Source organism: Luteibacter sp. 3190 (assembly GCF_031456385.1).
Lineage (GTDB): Bacteria > Pseudomonadota > Gammaproteobacteria > Xanthomonadales > Rhodanobacteraceae > Luteibacter.
Genome location: NZ_JAVDUO010000003.1, coordinates 582087 through 597714 on the forward strand (window position 1 = coordinate 582087; position 15628 = coordinate 597714).

Annotated in this window: 18 protein-coding genes and 1 tRNA gene; 7 read left to right on the forward strand and 12 right to left on the reverse strand. The window is 66.7% G+C overall.

The features are described 5' to 3' along the window. The first annotated feature begins 81 nt into the window (after positions 1 to 81). A complete protein-coding gene (locus J2X58_RS15410; protein ID WP_310049163.1) occupies positions 82 to 786 on the forward strand; it encodes a glutathione S-transferase N-terminal domain-containing protein in 705 nt (234 codons plus the stop codon). A 95-nt stretch (positions 787 to 881) separates the two neighbouring features. On the opposite strand, the gene J2X58_RS15415 is transcribed toward J2X58_RS15410, so the two are convergent. Next, complete coding sequence (locus J2X58_RS15415) at positions 882 to 1565, reverse strand: outer membrane beta-barrel protein (protein ID WP_175472913.1); 684 nt, start codon at positions 1563 to 1565, stop codon at positions 882 to 884. A 227-nt stretch (positions 1566 to 1792) separates the two neighbouring features. On the opposite strand from J2X58_RS15415, the gene J2X58_RS15420 reads away from it, so the two are divergent. From J2X58_RS15420 to J2X58_RS15430, 3 genes are all read left to right on the forward strand, one after another. Next, on the forward strand, positions 1793 to 3697 hold the full coding sequence (locus J2X58_RS15420; RefSeq protein ID WP_310049164.1) for a M61 family peptidase: 1905 nt from the start codon (positions 1793 to 1795) through the stop codon (positions 3695 to 3697). Between the two features lie 209 nt (positions 3698 to 3906). Then, complete coding sequence (locus J2X58_RS15425; RefSeq protein ID WP_310049165.1) at positions 3907 to 4758, forward strand: LytTR family DNA-binding domain-containing protein; 852 nt, start codon at positions 3907 to 3909, stop codon at positions 4756 to 4758. Between the two features lie 42 nt (positions 4759 to 4800). Then, a tRNA-Arg gene (locus J2X58_RS15430) sits at positions 4801 to 4877 on the forward strand. Between the two features lie 26 nt (positions 4878 to 4903). On the opposite strand, the gene J2X58_RS15435 is transcribed toward J2X58_RS15430, so the two are convergent. Together J2X58_RS15435 and J2X58_RS15440 are read right to left on the reverse strand one after the other, a co-directional pair. Beyond that, positions 4904 to 5449 carry a cytochrome P460 family protein gene (locus J2X58_RS15435; RefSeq protein WP_310049166.1) on the reverse strand — a complete coding sequence of 182 codons (546 nt, stop codon included), beginning with the start codon at positions 5447 to 5449 and terminating at the stop codon, positions 4904 to 4906. Positions 5450 to 5691: 242 nt separating this feature from the next. Next, positions 5692 to 6123 (reverse strand): organic hydroperoxide resistance protein, encoded by a 432-nt coding sequence (locus J2X58_RS15440; RefSeq protein WP_090175226.1) that lies wholly within the window; start codon positions 6121 to 6123, stop codon positions 5692 to 5694. 295 nt (positions 6124 to 6418) lie between these two features. Between J2X58_RS15440 and J2X58_RS15445 the strand changes: the two genes are divergently transcribed. From J2X58_RS15445 to J2X58_RS15455, 3 genes are read left to right on the forward strand one after another with little or no spacing between them, the layout of a single operon-like run. Beyond that, entirely contained in the window at positions 6419 to 6964 is a 546-nt protein-coding gene (locus J2X58_RS15445) for a thioredoxin family protein (RefSeq protein WP_310049168.1), read from the forward strand. 53 nt (positions 6965 to 7017) lie between these two features. Continuing rightward, on the forward strand, positions 7018 to 7758 hold the full coding sequence (locus J2X58_RS15450) for a response regulator (RefSeq protein ID WP_310049226.1): 741 nt from the start codon (positions 7018 to 7020) through the stop codon (positions 7756 to 7758). Positions 7759 to 7805: 47 nt separating this feature from the next. Then, on the forward strand, positions 7806 to 9077 hold the full coding sequence (locus J2X58_RS15455; protein WP_310049171.1) for a HAMP domain-containing sensor histidine kinase: 1272 nt from the start codon (positions 7806 to 7808) through the stop codon (positions 9075 to 9077). 40 nt (positions 9078 to 9117) lie between these two features. On the opposite strand, the gene J2X58_RS15460 is transcribed toward J2X58_RS15455, so the two are convergent. The 9 genes from J2X58_RS15460 to J2X58_RS15500 form a co-directional block, all read right to left on the reverse strand. Beyond that, positions 9118 to 10143, reverse strand: coding sequence for a D-cysteine desulfhydrase family protein (locus J2X58_RS15460; RefSeq protein ID WP_310049173.1), 1026 nt, complete (start codon positions 10141 to 10143; stop codon positions 9118 to 9120). A gap of 115 nt (positions 10144 to 10258) precedes the next feature. Then, a complete protein-coding gene (locus J2X58_RS15465; protein WP_029213207.1) occupies positions 10259 to 10432 on the reverse strand; it encodes a DUF1328 family protein in 174 nt (57 codons plus the stop codon). A gap of 35 nt (positions 10433 to 10467) precedes the next feature. Next, positions 10468 to 10677: a CsbD family protein gene (locus J2X58_RS15470; protein WP_090058589.1), complete on the reverse strand. Its 210-nt coding sequence runs from the start codon at positions 10675 to 10677 to the stop codon at positions 10468 to 10470. Between the two features lie 204 nt (positions 10678 to 10881). Continuing rightward, positions 10882 to 11472, reverse strand: a complete 591-nt coding sequence (locus tag J2X58_RS15475) for a hypothetical protein (protein WP_310049175.1) — start codon at positions 11470 to 11472, stop codon at positions 10882 to 10884. Between the two features lie 135 nt (positions 11473 to 11607). Then, entirely contained in the window at positions 11608 to 12435 is an 828-nt protein-coding gene (queF, locus tag J2X58_RS15480; protein WP_310049176.1) for an NADPH-dependent 7-cyano-7-deazaguanine reductase QueF, read from the reverse strand. 70 nt (positions 12436 to 12505) lie between these two features. Beyond that, positions 12506 to 13498, reverse strand: coding sequence for an aldo/keto reductase (locus tag J2X58_RS15485; protein ID WP_310049177.1), 993 nt, complete (start codon positions 13496 to 13498; stop codon positions 12506 to 12508). Next, positions 13495 to 13944, reverse strand: a complete 450-nt coding sequence (locus J2X58_RS15490) for a MerR family transcriptional regulator (RefSeq protein WP_310049178.1) — start codon at positions 13942 to 13944, stop codon at positions 13495 to 13497. Before J2X58_RS15490 ends, J2X58_RS15485 begins: the two co-directional genes overlap by 4 nt. A gap of 63 nt (positions 13945 to 14007) precedes the next feature. Next, positions 14008 to 14403: an acyl-CoA thioesterase gene (locus J2X58_RS15495; protein WP_090058578.1), complete on the reverse strand. Its 396-nt coding sequence runs from the start codon at positions 14401 to 14403 to the stop codon at positions 14008 to 14010. Between the two features lie 150 nt (positions 14404 to 14553). Then, the gene (locus J2X58_RS15500; RefSeq protein ID WP_090058575.1) at positions 14554 to 15582 is read right to left on the reverse strand and encodes a ribonucleotide-diphosphate reductase subunit beta; all 1029 of its coding nucleotides are present in this window, start codon (positions 15580 to 15582) and stop codon (positions 14554 to 14556) included. Between the last annotated feature and the right edge of the window lie 46 nt (positions 15583 to 15628).

Sequence of the window (15628 nt, forward strand, 5' to 3'; positions counted from 1 at the left end):
GGGCGCGAGGGCCACGACGGCATTGAAACGGCCGACCCCACCACCTACCTTGGAACTTCGATCCGCCAACCAGGCTTTCCCATGACCGACCTTTCGTCGTTTCCCATCGCTTCCCGCTGGCCCGCCAAACATCCGGACCGCCTGCAGCTCTATTCGCTGAACACGCCCAACGGCGTGAAAGTCTCGATCATGCTTGAGGAGCTTGGCCTTCCCTACGAAGCCCATCTCGTCGATATCGGCAAGAACGAAAGCAAGGCGCCCGAGTTCGAATCACTCAACCCGAATGGCAAGATTCCCGCGATCGTCGATCCGGACGGCCCGGGTGGGCAGCCGATCGGCCTGTTCGAATCCGGCGCGATCCTGCTCTACCTCGCGGAGAAGACCGGGCGCTTCCTGCCCAAGGACGAGGCGAAGCGCTGGGAGACCATCCAGTGGCTCTTCTTCCAGATGGCCGGCATCGGTCCGATGTTCGGCCAAGTGGGCTTCTTCCATAAGTTCGCCGGCCGCGAGTACGAAGACAAGCGGCCCCTGCAGCGCTACGTCGACGAATCGAAGCGACTGCTCGGCGTGCTCGACCGGCAGCTGGCAGGGCACGACTGGATCGTCGGCGACGAGTACACCATCGCCGACATCGCCACGCTCGGCTGGGTCAACAACCTGATCACGTTCTACGGCGCGCGGGAACTGGTGGGATTCGACGCCTTCGCCAATGTGGCCGCATGGCTGGAACGCGGCATGTCGCGTCCGGCGGTGCAGCGTGGGCTGAAGATACCGTCGAGGGGCTGAGCGCAGGCCTCGGTTTCGACTCTCCTGCCACATCCTTGCTGGAAAAAAGGGCCGCGTGAGCGGCCCGTCATCGCGCATGAAGTGTCAGGACGCCATCAAAACCGGAATTCGGCACCCGCGGCCCACGCTCCGATGTTCTGGTCGAAGTCGGACGAACGTTCGCTATGGGTGTGGAAGCGGAAGCTGTAGTGCTCGTACCCGAGCGTCACGCCGAAGTTGTCTGTGAAGTCGTAGCCAACGGCGAGCCCGCCGTAAAAGCCGGTGTCGTTCGACGTACTGCGATCGTGCCGGCTATGCTGGCCCGGCAGGACGATCACACCCACGTACTCGTAGCTGGACTTCTGTTCGCTGCGGGTGCGTGCCAGGCCAGTACGTAGCGTCAGCGACCAGCCGTCGCCGATCAGCCACTTCGAGTTCGCGCCCAGCAGGACCGCCTTGTTGGTGAGCTTGGTCCTTATATCGAACGGAAGGATGATGCTGCCGTTCGACCCCCTGTAGTCGGCGCCTCCCAGATCGACGTAGCCCGCTTCGGGTCCGATCGACCAGACCTCGTCGATGGTCCAGCGATAGCCGCCGATCACGCCGAACATCGTGTCCTTCTTGTCGGCGTGGTAACCGGCGCCATGGTCGTCAGGACCGAAGTCGCTGGACTGGCCGTCGATGGAGGTGCGGGATTGCCCGGCCGAGACGGCGATGAACCCGTCGCCACGCGCGCAAACCGGCGCGGCAGCCGCGCCGAAAACGGCGGCCAGCGCCGCCAGACACAATACCTTTTGCATGGGTTTCCCTGTTCCTGATGATGTCCGCCGGCTCCTGCGCCGTGCGGTCCCGCTCGCGCGGGCACCGAATCTTACGACATATCCACCGGGGCCGACCGTGACCTCTGGCATGGGGCGCCCCCCTCCCCGCCGTTTAGGATCGAAGGCTTGCGCAGGGCCCTCGGGGCGGCGCCGATCCGCTCGCAGGGAAGAAAGGGCGACCACCATTTTCCCCAGGGGAGAACGACTTGAAATCCACCATGCTTGCTTCCGCGCTGCTGGCCGCCCTCGCGGGCGTCGGCGCCACCGCCGTTCGCGCGGACGATCTTTCCACCGTGCCGGCGCCGCAGGACGTCGCTTTCGACGGCGTGCTGAAGGTGACGGTCGACGCGACCGATCTCGATCGCCGCATCTTCCGCGTGCATGAGACCGTTCCCGCGAAGCCGGGCCCGCTGACGCTGCTGTTCCCCGAGTGGATCCCCGGTCACCATTCGCCGAGCGGCCCGATCGACCAGTTCGCCGGCCTCATCGTCACGGCTGGCGGCAAGCGCATCGAGTGGAAGCGCGACGAGTACAACGTGTACGCGTTCCACGTGGACGTCCCTGCCGGCGCGACGTCCGTCGACGTCGAATTCCAGACGCTGACACCGCAGGACACCCGTGGCGGCCGCATCGTCATGACGCCCGACATCGTCAACGTGCAGTGGAACCAGGTCTCGCTGTATCCGGCGGGATACCGCGCCGACCGCATCCAGGTCGAGCCGACCGTGAAGTTCCCGGCCGGTTTCCAGTTCGGCACCGCGCTCGAACAGGCCAGCAAGAGCGGCGACACCGTCACGTTCAAGGCGATCGACTACGACAACCTCGTCGACTCGCCGATCTTCGCCGGCCGCTACTTCAAGCGCGTCGACCTCGACCCGAACGGCCGCTCGCCGGTGCACCTGAACATCGTCGCCGACAGCGCCAAGTCGCTCGAGATCAAGCCCGAAGCGCTGGACATCCATCGCAAGCTCGTCCAGCAGATGGACAAGCTCTATGGCGCGCGTCACTACAACCATTACGACTTCCTGCTGGCGCTGACCGACAAGCTCGGCGGCATCGGTCTCGAGCACCATCGTTCGTCCGAGAACAGCGCGTCGCCCAACTACTTCACCGAGTGGGACAAGAGCTGGGTCGGTCGCGACCTGCTCGCGCACGAGTACAACCACTCGTGGGACGGCAAGTACCGCCGCGGCGCCGATCTCGCCACGCCGAACTTCAACGTGCCGATGGGCGACAGCCTCCTTTGGGTCTACGAAGGCCAGACGCAGTTCTGGGGCAACGTGGTCGCCGCCCGCTCGGGCCTGCTCTCGCAGGACCAGGCGCGCGACATGCTCGCGTTCGTCGCCGCCACCTACGACAAGGGCCGTCCGGGTCTCGCCTGGCGCAACATCCAGGACACGACGAACGATCCCACGATCGCCCAGCGTCGCCCGCTCTCGTACCGCAACTACTCGATGAGCGAGGATTACTATTCGGGCGGCCAGATGATCTGGCTCGACGTGGACACCAAGCTGCGCGAGCTGACGAAGAACAAGCGTTCGCTGGACGATTTCGCGAAGGCGTTCTTCGGCATGAAGGACGGTGACTGGAAGGTCAATCCGTACACGTTCGAGGAAGTGGTCTCGACGCTCAACGGCATCGCGCCGTACGACTGGGCGAAGTACCTGCGCGACCGCGTCGACGGCCACAAGGGCGACCTGGAAGGCATCGAGCGCGGCGGCTGGAAGCTCGTCTACAACGACAAGCCGTCGGAAGCGTCGAAGGCCATCGAGGCGCGCCGCCATTACGTCGACCTGACCTACTCGGCCGGCTTCGCCGTGTCGTCGAAGGGCGACATCGCCGACGTGCGCTGGGATGGCCCGGCCTTCAATGCCGGCCTCGCGCCGGGCATGCACATCGTCGCGGTGAACAACAAGGAATTCGACGGCGACGCGCTGAAGGATGCCGTGACCGCCGCGAAGACCGACAAGGCACCGATCGAGCTGCTGGTGAAGAACTTCGACCAGTACAAGACGATCCGCATCGACTACCACGACGGCCTCAAGTACCCGCACCTCGAGCGGGACAAGAGCAAGCCCGACTGGCTGGGCGAACTGTACAAGGCGAAGTAAGCACGACAGGGAAGGGCGCCGGAAGGCGCCCTTCTTCGTTTCAGCGTGCCACGTCACCGTCCATCGGGCCCGTTGCCGCGGGATCGCCGAAGCGATCGGCTCCCACCCTTCGGCACACATCGGCGCACGCTACCATCCCTGCCATGACCTCCCGACCCATGCCTCCAGGAATGGAACTCGATCGCGCCCACGCGCGCCGCCGACGTTTCATGTTCGCCTTCTGGCTACTTGCCTTCGGCAGCGCCGCGATCAGCAACACGCTGACGTTGCGCATCGATGCCGAGCGCCACGGCATCGCGGCGTCGGCATGGGAGATCGCGACCAACGAGTTCACCAGCATGGCCGTGTCGCTGGCGATGCTGCCGTTCCTCCTGCGCGCGTGCGACCGTTGGCCGCTGCACGCCGAGACGTGGCGGCGTCGTCTGCCGTTCTACGTCGCCGGCAGCATCGCCTGGTGCATCGGCCACATCGCCGGCATGGACCTGCTGCGCCTGGCGATCTTCTCCGCGACGGGCATCGGCTACGACCCGGGTTCGCTCTGGCTACAGGTCGTCTACGAATACCTGAAGGACGTCCGTACGTTCTTCATCGTCGTGGCGCTCTGGCACCTGGTCGCGTGGGTAGGGCGGCAGGTGAAAGGCGAGGCGCACCTGCTGGTGGCGCCCGACGACGCGCCAGCGGTCGAACCGGTCGATCGCCCCGATCGCTTCCTCGTGCGCAAGCTCGGCCGCGACTTCCTCGTCGCCACCGCCGACATCGAATGGGCGCAGGCGTCCGGCAACTACGTGAACCTGCGGGTGCGCGGTCGCGACTATCCCCTGCGCAGCACGCTGGCGGCGCTGGAGGCACGGCTGGACCCCGCCGTGTTCGTGCGCGCGCATCGCAGCTACATCGTGCAGCTGTCCCAGGTGACCTCGATCGAGCCGGTGGACTCCGGCGACGCCCGCCTGCACATGGCCGACGGCACGGTGCTGCCGTGCAGCCGCCGCTACAGGGAAAGCCTGCGCGCCGCGGCGGCGGGCGCCGAGCCGGCCCGCGCCCGGGCCGGATCCGGAGGCTAGGCCGCCGGGGTCATACCCGCTACAATGCCCGTCCGCTGTTACGCGCCTGTAGCTCAGCCGGATAGAGTAGTGGCTTCCGAAGCCATTGGTCGGGGGTTCGAATCCCTCCAGGCGCGCCATTCTTCTCCTCCGTGGTTCCCGCGGTTCACTTCGAATACGAAGTGAAGACGAGATCGCTGGCAGCCGGCAGCTTCTTGTGGCATGCGTAGCACGCGTTCACCAGCGCGACGCTCTGGTTGGCCTTGCCGTCGTTTTCGAACTGGGCGTAGCCCCAGCCATCGGTGTCGGGGAAGCGCTTCGAATCCTTCACGCTGATCTGCACGTTGATCGGATCGCCGGCGACGAACGACTGGTCGCGGCCGAAGATCGCGTTGTTGCGCGCGGACGATTCGTACTTCCACGCCAGGCGCGCGATGATCGTGCCGTCGGGATAGGGCAGCGTGCCCGCGCGAAACGCCTTCATGGCGATGTCGTTGCCGAGGATGACGCGGATGTCGTTGTTGTTGCCCGCCTCGTGCGCGACGCTGATGGTCTGCCAGTCGCGGTAACCCTCGGGAAGGGCGACACCGAAGACGGGCGAGCGCGATGTGTCGCCGTGTCTGACCGCCGGTTCGCTGGCGAAGGCGCCGAGGGTGATGATGCCACCCACGATGAGTGCCATGGCGGCGACGAGCAGGAAGCGGTAGGGCATGGTCGTGTACTCGCTTGGGTGGTAACGCGGAGTGGGTACGCCTGGGATCAGGGTGGCAGCGGTAGCGCGATGCGTCTTGGTGAATCGATCAGGGGCATGTCGAGGCTTCTCGTGCCTTGCACGTGATGCAGCGGAATGGGTCTTCGACGTAGGCGACCCACCCCGGGGAGCCTCGGTGCCGCCAGCGAGCGCGTGCCGCAGAGCGTCGGCGTTCGTGGCGGCGGACCGGGGGCGGGGAGGGGTCAGGCGGCGACGTCTTCGACGAGGTGGATCTCGACATCGATGTTTCCGCGCGTCGCCTTCGAGTACGGGCAGGTGCGGTGCGCGGCCTGGATCAGCGCGTTGGCGACGTCGGTGGCCAGGCCGGGCAGCGTCACGTTGAGGCGCGCCTGGAGGTAGTAGCCGCCTTCGCCCGTGCCGAGGTCGATCTCGGCATCGACGGCCGTACCCTTGGGCAAGGCGATCTTGCGTTCGGCCGCGGCCAGGCCCATCGCGCCGATGAAGCAGGCGGACCAGCCGGCGCCCAGCAGCTGCTCGGGGTTGGTGCCCGTGCCATGGCCGCCGGGAGGCGTCAGCCTGACGTCGAGGCGGCCGTCGTCGCTGCGGGCCTGGCCGTCGCGGCCGCCAGTGATGTGGGTCTTGCCGGTGTAGAGGACGTTCGTGATCTGAGCCATGGTCTGTTTCCCTTGGGAAGTGTCGGCTGCGGATCAGCCGGTGTGGCAAGGAGACCGTGGCGGCGTATCCGGGCTGTGTCCCCGCGGCGGCGCAAGCGCATCGAAACGTGTAGCGGATCGGCGCGGATACATTGCGGTACAAATCACGCGCCTCCGGCCCCGGACCGTCGCCCGCGTCTTGTACGTATCGATACAAAAAGCCACCCCGGCGGACACGCCACGGATAACGGCGCGGCGTTGAATGGGCACCCTGCGCAGAACCGATGCGCCCTCCCTGATATCCGAGGTGCTTCCCATGAAATCGTTCCGTCTCCTCGCCGCTTCGCTCGTCGTCGCCATCGCGCTGATCGCCGCGTGGCCGGGCAACTGGCAGACCGCGCGTGCGGGCGAATCGACCGCCGCCACGCCCGCCCCGGAATTCACCGGCATCGACCGCTGGTTCAATTCGCCGCCGCTGACCGTGGCGGGCCTGCGTGGCAAGGTCGTGCTCGTGGAGTTCTGGACGAACGAATGCATCAATTGCATCCACGTGCTGCCGCACACCAGGGCGCTCTACGAGAAGTACAAGGACAAGGGCCTGGTGGTGGTCGGCGTGCATACGCCCGAATACGACGAAGAGCGCGATCCGGCGACGGTGCAGGCCGCCATCCGCCGGTTCGGCATCACCTGGCCCGTGGCCCAGGACAACGAGCTGGCGACCTGGAACGCCTGGGGCAACCAGTTCTGGCCGGCGCTCTACCTGATCGACCAGAACGGAAAGGTGGTGTATCGCCACTTCGGCGAGGGAAACTACGAGCAGACCGAGGACCGCGTGCGCCAGCTCCTGCAGGAGAAGGCATGATGTGGGCCGAGGCCGATCCCGAACGCATCGATACCGTTGGAGAGCTGGCAGGCGTGGAACACATCGATCACATTCTCGTCGTCGACGACGACCATGGCATCCGCACCGGCGTCGTCGACTACCTGCGCAAGAACGGCCTGCGCGCCAGCGCGGCGGCCGACGGCCGCGACATGATGGCCCAGCTCGAAACGTCGGCCTTCGACCTCATCGTGCTGGACATCATGATGCCGGGCGAAGACGGCCTCGCGCTGTGCCGCAACCTTCGCGCCGGCAAGCATCGCGCCGTGCCGGTGCTGCTGCTGACCGCGCGCGACGACGAGACCGATCGCATCATCGGCCTGGAGATGGGCGCGGACGATTACGTCGCCAAGCCCTTCTCACCGCGCGAGTTGCTGGCCCGCATCAAGGCCGTGATCCGCCGCACGCGCATGCTTCCGCCCAACCTGCGCATCACCGAGACCAGCGACACGATCTCGTTCGGACAGTGGCGGCTCGACACGACGGCGCGCCATCTCCTCGACGCCGATGGGACCGTGGTGTCCTTGAGCGGCGCGGAATTCCGGCTCCTGCGCGTGTTCCTCGATCATCCCCAGCGGGTGCTCTCGCGTGACCAGCTGCTCAACCTCACGCAGGGCCGCGACGCCGAGCTGTTCGATCGCTCGATCGACCTGATGGTGAGCCGTCTTCGCCAGCGTCTCCGCGACGATGCCAGGGAGCAGGCGTACATCAAGACCGTCCGCAGCGAGGGCTACGTGTTCTCGATGCCCGTGACCGTGCACGGGGACGCTCCATGAGCGAGGCGGCGCGCCGCGCGTCCGGCTGGCGTCCATGGCCGCGGAGCATGGCCTCGCGGCTGTACCTCATCATCTTCACCGGCCTGCTTCTCGCGCAGGCGCTGTCGGTGGCGCTCGTGCTCTACGAGCGCTTCCAGTCGGCCACCTCGGTCATGCTCAACACCCTGGAGAACGACGTCGGCACCTCCGTGGCCGTGCTGGACCGGGAAGCGCCCGAGGAACGCGCGAGCTGGCTGCCGCGGCTGCGTCGCGACAATTACCGTTTCATCCTCGGGCCGGGCGATCCGGGCGAGCCGTTGACCACGCGCCGCGCCCGCGACGTGACGCAGATGATCGCCAGGGAAGTCGGCGCCGGTTACCACGTGCGTGGCGAAACCGTGTCGCGCTCGCCCGAGCGCTACCAGGTGCATTTCACGTTGCACGACGGCTCGCCGCTGACGCTCGAGATCACGCCGCGTGGCGTGATGCCGGTGGCGGACTGGTTGCCCGCCGTGCTGGTGCTGCAGGTGGCCGTGCTTCTCGCATGCGGCTGGTTCGCCGTGCGCCAGGCGACGCGACCGTTGCTTAGGCTCGCGCGCGCGGCGGATGGCATCACGCCGTCGGTCGACGGCCCACGCATGGCGCAGGACGGGCCGACCGAGGTCGCCCACGCGGCGTCGGCGTTCAACGCGATGCAGGATCGCATCGGCCAGTACCTCAAGGAGCGCCTGCACATCCTCGCGTCGATCTCGCACGACCTGCAGACGCCCATCACGCGCATGCGCCTGCGCGCGGAATCGCTCGACGAGGGCGTGGAGCGCGATCGCCTGCTCGCCGACCTCGCCGAGATGGAACACCTCGTCCGCGAAGGCGTGGCCTACGCGCGCAGCGCGCACGGCGGCGACGAGACGCCGGTACGCATCGACGCGCATGCATTCCTCGAAAGTCTCGTGTTCGACTACCAGGACACCGGCAAGCCCGTCACGTTGACCGGACGCATCGAGGGCGTCGCCACCGTGCGCCCGCGCGCGCTGCGCCGCGTCCTCGGCAACCTCGTCGACAACGCGGTGAAGTACGGCGGCTCGGCCGAAGTCGGCGTGTGCCGTGATGGCGGAGCGCTGTGCATCACCGTATCGGATCGTGGTCCCGGCATTCCCGAGGGCGAGCTCGACGACGTGATGCAGCCGTTCTACCGTCTCGAAGCCTCGCGCAATCGCGACACCGGTGGCGCCGGCTTAGGGCTGGCCATCGCCCTGCAGCTGATGCGTTCGATCGGCGGCAACCTGACGCTGGCCAACCGCGAAGGCGGTGGCCTGGTAGCGACGGTGGTACTGCCCTGAAGCAAGGATGCTGAAGTGCACTTGGCAAGCCGCGATCTCGTCAGCTCGCCAGGTCTTCCCGATACGCGAACAGCCCCGGCACGCCGCCCGTGACGACGAAGAGCACGGTCTCGCCATCGCTCACCGCGCCGGTGCGCAGGTCGTGCAGCAGGCCGGCGAACGCCTTGCCCGAGTACACGGGATCGAGCAGAAGGCCTTCGTGGCTGGCGGCGAGGCGCACGGCTGCCTTCATCCCATCCGTCGGCACGCCGTAACCGGCGCCGAGCTGCGTGTCGTCGATCCGCACGTCGTCGCCGGCCACGGTCGATGACAAGCCGAGCAACACGAGCGTCTCGTTCGCGAGCGACGCCGTCGACGCCCGCGCCTTCGCCGCGTCCGCCAGCACCGAGTAGGCGCGAACGACGGACGGATCGCGTCCCATCGCCGCGTAGCCCGCCACGAGCCCGGCCTGCGTGCCGCTGCTTCCGTTCGGCACGACGACACGATCGAAGCGAAGATCCATCGACGCCTCCTGCTCCGCGATCTCCCGCGCGCAGCGCGCGTACCCGAGAGCGCCGGTCGGTGTCGATCCACCGAGCGGGATCACGAGAGCCTTGCGTCCCACGCGCCCGAGCTCCGCGGTGCGAGCCTCCGCGACAGCAAGGCCGTTCTCGCCACGGGCGAGCAGCACGGGTTTCGCACCGAACAGGTCGTCGAGCAATACATTGCCATTGGCTGCGTAGTCGACGCCGTCCTTCGGCACCATGCGGGACAGGTAGAGCTCGCACGCGAAGCCATGCTTCGCCGCCGCGGCGGCGGTCAGGCGCGCATGATTGGATTGCAGGCCGCCGGTGCTGATGAGCGTGTCCGCTCCGATGGCGCGCGCGTGGCCAAGATGAAACTCCAGCTTGCGCAGCTTGTTGCCGCCGCCGCCAAGCGTCATGGTGTCGTCGCGTTTCGCGAACAGGCGTATGCCACGGCCGGCGAGGTCGAGCGCCTCTTCGATACGCGTCAGGCGCTGGATCGGGGTCGGCCCGTCGAGCAGGTCGACGCGGGCGATGGTGTCGAGGGTGGGCAACAGGATCATGGACGGGCTCTCCCAAACATGACGCGGATCATAGGCCGTACCGGCGCGTTTTTCGTGGCGAAAAAAAGCCCCGGTCTGGGGCCGGGGCTTTCAAAGGCGAAGCGGGTGTCGCGCACTACACCCTGGGACCGCGACGGAAGCCGCCGAAGAGCAGGGAAAGGATGAACAGGATCAGGAAGACCACGAAAAGGATCTTCGCGATGCTGGCAGCGCCCGCGGCGATGCCGGTGAAACCGAAGATCGCGGCGATCAGCGCGATCACGAAAAAGATGACGGCCCAATGCAACATGATGTTCTCCTGGCGAGTGGTGTGGAGGGTGACGCTCAGTAATTCCGATCGATGCGGTCGCGGAAATCCTTGACCTGTCGTTCCGCTTCGTCCCTCGCCACGCCATAGCGCTCCTGGACCTTACCTGCGAGGTACTCGCTGTTGCCTTCGGCCACCTTGAAGTCGTCGTCGGTCAGCTTGCCCCACTGTTCCTTCATCTTGCCCTCCAACTGCTTCCATTTGCCCTTGAGGGTGTCTTCGTTCATGGCGGATCCTCGATCGGTGTCTGCCTGTGCGCGCTTGCCGCGCCAGGTCGGTCGCCATTCGATCATCGGCGGGTTGAACGAGATGTCTCGGAGCGGTGAGGCGCCGTCTCACCGCGTTTATGCATCGCCTACACGAATCTTGCGTCGAAACGAAAAAAGGCGCGGCTTTCGCCGCGCCTTTCGTCGTACCGCCGGTGACGGCGCTTACTTCTTCTTGACCTCGAACGCCTCGTTGCCCTCGGCCTGGCCGTTGAGCGAGACGGTGACCTTGTACTTGCCTTCCGGCCACTCGTTCGGGTTCTGGATCTTGAACGTGGTGACGGCCGGGCCATCGGTGCTGATGGACTGGCTGATGTCGCTCACCGTCGTGACGGTCTCGCCGTCCTGGAACGTCCACTTGGCGTTAAGGGTGGCGCCGGCGGTGGTGCCTTCCGTCGCGACCGACGCGTAGATCGTCTTGTCGGTCGGGGCGAAAGTGCTCTTCGCCTTGGCGACCTTCTTGTCCGCGCCGACGGCGTTGCCGAGCGTGACCGAGCCGACCTTCAGCGATTCGCTGGCGGCGGCGGGAGCGGCCGGGGCGGCGGCCGGCGCCGAGGGCGCCGCGGCGGCGGTGGCGGCGGGCGCCGGAGCCGTCGCGGGCGCGGTGGCGGCAGGTGCCGGGGTCGCAGCCGCCGGAGCGGTGGCCGCCGGGGCCGGGGCGTTCTGCTGTTCGTCCTTCTTGCCGCAGGCGGTGAGGACCAGCAGGCCGGCGACCGTGGCCGTGGCGAGGGCGGACGAACGCATGGAAAGCTTCATGTCTTGGATTCCGTCAAAGAGTGCTTGGATAACAGGATCGGGAGCTGCAGGCGTGCATCCCGTCGCCGCGGCAGGTTACAGGCTATACAACTAAAGGCAAGACCAATGAAGAACGCATGAATGCGCCATTCATCCTTACTGGCGCGCCCCGCGCGGGTTGCCCGGGACGGCGTTCGCGTCGGTGCTGCGGAACGGGTTGATGTCCAGTCCGCCCCGGCGTGTATAACGCGCATACACGGAGAGCTCGCGTGGTGCGCAGCGCTCGCGGATGTCCATGAAAATGCGTTCGACGCACTGCTCGTGGAATTCCGTGTGGCTGCGGAACGAGACGAGGTAGCGGAGCAGCCCCGCGTGATCGATGCGGCGGCCCGCATAGGCGATCTGCACGCTGCCCCAGTCCGGCTGCCCGGTGACCGGGCAGTTCGAACGGAGCAGATGGGACACGACCGTCTCGCTCGCATCGCCGTCCAGCGTGCCGAGGAAATCGGCGCGGGGCGGACCGTAGCTGTCGAAATCGAGGTCCTGGTCGTCGAGGAGCTGGCCCTCCGGCTCCCCGAGCGGGCAGCCGTCCAGCTCGTTCGGAGCGCGCAGCCACACTTCGGCTCGGCCGCCGGCCGCGGCGGACAGGTCGCGCTGCAGGGTGTCGTGGACGATGTCCGGCCCCGCCATGCGCTCCTGCGCGAAGCTGTTCAGATAGAGCTTGAACGACTTGGATTCGACGATGTTGGGCGTCGTCGCCGGGAAACGGAACTCCGCCACGGCCACGACGGGCTTGCCGCGCATGTCGAGCCACGACAGCTCGTAGCCGTTCCAGACGTCCACGCCATGGAAGGGGAGGTCGGCACCGTCGACACCGATCTCGTCGCGCTTGCCCTGGCGGGGGATCGGGAACAGCAGGCCGGCGTCGTAGCGGTCGGCGTAGGTCGTGGTCTTGCCCAGCGGGGAGTGTTCGGGGGACGACATGGCGGTTTGCAGCTGCGTACAAACCGCCATTATAGGCCACCTGCCGGTTCGCCCCTGGATCCGGCGAACGTCAGGCGTTGATCGATCCCATCATGTTCGACGCGTAGCGGTCGCCCACGGCCGAATCGGGCGGGAACACCGCGTCGATCTCCGCGATTTCCCCAGCGCTGAGCACCACGTCCGCCGCGGCGGCGTTCTCCTCGAGGTACTTCACGCGCTTCGTGCCGGGGATCGGCACGACGTCGTCGCCCCGGGCGATCACCCAGGCGAGCGCCAGCTGCCCGGGCGTGCAGCCCTTGTCGGCGGCGAAGGCCTTCACCTTGTCCACGATCGCGAGGTTCTTGGTGAAGTTCTCGCCGGTGAAGCGCGGGTTGACGCGGCGATAGTCGTCCTCGGCGAAATCCTCCGGCTTCGTGATCGCGCCGGTCAGGAAGCCGCGACCCAGCGGGCTGTAGGCGACGAAGGCGATGCCGTTTTCGCGGCAGGCGGCGAGCGTGCCCGTGGTCTCCGGGTCGCGCGTCCACAACGAGTATTCGCTCTGCAAGGCGGCGATGGGGTGCACCTTCGCCGCGCGTGCGATCGACTCGGCCGACGCTTCCGACAGGCCGAGATAGCGCACCTTGCCTTCCTCGACGAGGCGGGCCATCGCGCCGACCGTTTCCTCGATCGGCACCGTGCGATCGACACGATGCTGGTAATACAGGTCGATGTGGTCGGTCTGGAGGCGGCGCAGGCTGCCCTCGACGGAGGCGCGGACGTACTCTGGGCGGCCGCTGATGCCGCGCTTCATCGGGTCGGCGGGGTCGCGGACGATGCCGAACTTGGTGGCGAGGAAGACGGCGTCGCGGCGGCCCTTGAGCGTGCGGCCGATCAGCTCCTCGTTGGTGTGCGGACCGTAGGCGTCGGAGGTGTCCCAGAACGTGATGCCCAGATCGAGCGCGCGTTCCAGCGTGGCGATCGATTCCTTCTCGTCGCCCTGGCCATAGAACTCGCTCATGCCCATGCAGCCGAGTCCCTGGATCGATACGGCCGGTCCGTTCTTGCCGAGTTGGCGGGTCTTCATGCGTGTTTCCTCCGGTTCGAGGGGGTGTCCGCCGTCGACGCCGGCGGGACCGTCGTGTCGGGCGTGGGGAGGGGTTCATCGGGGTAGATCGCGCGGTACAGGGCGATCTTCTCGTCCAGCCGCGCGATCGTCTCGGTGAGGTCGACGAGCTGGCCGCGCAGGTAGGCGGCGTGGCGGGCGAGCAGGTCGCCGCGCAGGCGGATGCTCTCCGGCGTCTCGCCGAGGCGGCGAAGCCCCACGTATTCCTGGATGTCCCGCATGGACATCCCGGTGCCGCGCAGCCGGACCACGAAGCCGATGAGGCGCAGGTCGGTGTCGCCGTAGACGCGCTGGCCGCCGCGCCGGGGCACGGGATCGATCAGGCCGATCTGTTCGTAATAGCGAAGGGTGTACGCCGTGAGGCCGGTCGCGAGCGCGGCCTCGGCGATGGTCATCGAGGTAGGCATTCGACGAGCCTACCCCTTCGAGTGCACTCGAGGTCAAGGCCCCCGTCCGGGGCCCGGTGCCGGTCAGTGGACCGGCGTGGGCTTGTGCTCGGCGTCGAGCGCGATCATCGTGAAGGTGCCGCGCGTGCACAGCTCGCGCTCACCGGTGATGAGGTCCTCGGTGTACATGGCGACGTCCACCTTCATGGACGTGCGGCCCACCGAGACGACCGTGGCGATCAGCTCCACCATCTGGCCCTTGCGCACCGGGACGTGGAAATCGACCTGCTCGGAGCGGGCGGTGACCACGACCTTCCGCGAGTAGCGCGAGGCGGCGAGGAACGCCGCCTTGTCCATCCACGCCAGCGCCTGGCCGCCGAAGAGCGTGCCCAGGTGGTTGGTGTGGTCCGGAAAGACGATCTCGAGGACACGGGCCTCGGTCGGGCGGGCGACGGGAAGGTTGGGGACGTTTTCGGTCATGGCTGTCCTAGTATACCCGTTATGTTGCACCGCCGCATAACGGGTAGGAGCGCGCCTCGCGCGCGACATCTTTTGAGGCGGCGAGCAACAGGCCCCGTTGCTCTTCGCGAAAAGATGTCGCGCGCAGGGCGCGCTCCTACTATCGCGCTGTCAAAACGACTGGTCGAACGCCACCTCGCCCTGCACGCCCACCTGGTAGGAGGAGACGCGCCGCTCGAAGAAATTGGTCAGTTCCTGGACGTCCTGCAGGTCCATGAAGTCGAACGGGTTCTTCGCGCCGTACTTCTTCGGCATGTCGAGCTGGACCAGGCGCTGGTCGGCGCAGTATTCGAGGTACTGGCGCATGTCGTTGACCGAAAGACCGGCCACGCCGCCCGAGAGCACGTCGGCCGCGAACTGCGTTTCGCAGGCGATCGCGTCTTCCAGCATCGCCTCGACCTGCTGGCGCATCTCGTCGTCGAAGAGGTCCGGTTCCTGCTCGCGCACGGTGCGCACGACCTCGAACGCGAACGCCATGTGGCCGGACTCGTCGCGGAACACCCAGTTGGTGCCCGAGGCGAGGCCGTGCAGCAGACCGCGCGAACGCAGGTAGTACACGTAGGCGAACGCGGCGAAGAAGAACAGGCCTTCGATGCACGCGGCGAAGCAGATCAGGTTGAGGAGGAACTGACGGCGATGCTCGCGCGTCTCCAGGCGATTGAGGTCCTGGATCGAGTCGATCCACTTGAAGCAGAACTCGCCCTTCTGGCGGATCGAGGGGATGCTTTCGATCGCCGCGAACGCCTTGTTTCGCTCGGCCGGCTCGGGGATGTAGGTGTCCAGTAGCGTGAGGTAGAACTGCACGTGCAGCGCTTCCTCGTACAGCTGGCGCGAGAGGAACATGCGCGCCTCGGGCGAATTCACGTGCTGGTACAGGTTGAGCACCAGGTTGTTCGACACGATCGTGTCGCCCGTGGCGAAGAACGCCACGAGGCGATGGATCAGGTGACGGTCCGCGTCGGACATCTTCGACTTCAGGTCGGTGACGTCGAGCGAGAAGTCCACCTCCTCCACCGTCCACGTGTTGCGGATCGCGGCACGATACATCTCGTAGAACTGCGGGTATTTCATCGGCCGCAGCGTGAGCTCGAAGCCGGGATCGAGGATGTGGGTGTCGCGGGTGATGGGAGAAGCGGACATGGATGTGGGGCCTCGGAATTCGAAAAAGGTGCTGCTGGGAGATGGG

Bases quoted from the DNA above. Each gene is read 5' to 3' on its own strand.
- J2X58_RS15410 (WP_310049163.1), top strand. From the start codon at position 82: ATGACCGACCTTTCGTCGTTTCCCATCGCTTCCCGCTGGCCCGCCAAA.
- J2X58_RS15415 (WP_175472913.1), bottom strand. From the start codon at position 1,565: ATGCAAAAGGTATTGTGTCTGGCGGCGCTGGCCGCCGTTTTCGGCGCG.
- J2X58_RS15425 (WP_310049165.1), top strand. From the start codon at position 3,907: ATGTTCGCCTTCTGGCTACTTGCCTTCGGCAGCGCCGCGATCAGCAAC.
- J2X58_RS15435 (WP_310049166.1), bottom strand. From the start codon at position 5,449: ATGCCCTACCGCTTCCTGCTCGTCGCCGCCATGGCACTCATCGTGGGT.
- J2X58_RS15440 (WP_090175226.1), bottom strand. From the start codon at position 6,123: ATGGCTCAGATCACGAACGTCCTCTACACCGGCAAGACCCACATCACT.
- J2X58_RS15445 (WP_310049168.1), top strand. From the start codon at position 6,419: ATGAAATCGTTCCGTCTCCTCGCCGCTTCGCTCGTCGTCGCCATCGCG.
- J2X58_RS15455 (WP_310049171.1), top strand. From the start codon at position 7,806: ATGGCCTCGCGGCTGTACCTCATCATCTTCACCGGCCTGCTTCTCGCG.
- J2X58_RS15460 (WP_310049173.1), bottom strand. From the start codon at position 10,143: ATGATCCTGTTGCCCACCCTCGACACCATCGCCCGCGTCGACCTGCTC.
- J2X58_RS15465 (WP_029213207.1), bottom strand. From the start codon at position 10,432: ATGTTGCATTGGGCCGTCATCTTTTTCGTGATCGCGCTGATCGCCGCG.
- J2X58_RS15470 (WP_090058589.1), bottom strand. From the start codon at position 10,677: ATGAACGAAGACACCCTCAAGGGCAAATGGAAGCAGTTGGAGGGCAAG.
- J2X58_RS15475 (WP_310049175.1), bottom strand. From the start codon at position 11,472: ATGAAGCTTTCCATGCGTTCGTCCGCCCTCGCCACGGCCACGGTCGCC.
- queF (WP_310049176.1), bottom strand. From the start codon at position 12,435: ATGTCGTCCCCCGAACACTCCCCGCTGGGCAAGACCACGACCTACGCC.
- J2X58_RS15485 (WP_310049177.1), bottom strand. From the start codon at position 13,498: ATGAAGACCCGCCAACTCGGCAAGAACGGACCGGCCGTATCGATCCAG.
- J2X58_RS15490 (WP_310049178.1), bottom strand. From the start codon at position 13,944: ATGCCTACCTCGATGACCATCGCCGAGGCCGCGCTCGCGACCGGCCTC.
- J2X58_RS15495 (WP_090058578.1), bottom strand. From the start codon at position 14,403: ATGACCGAAAACGTCCCCAACCTTCCCGTCGCCCGCCCGACCGAGGCC.
- J2X58_RS15500 (WP_090058575.1), bottom strand. From the start codon at position 15,582: ATGTCCGCTTCTCCCATCACCCGCGACACCCACATCCTCGATCCCGGC.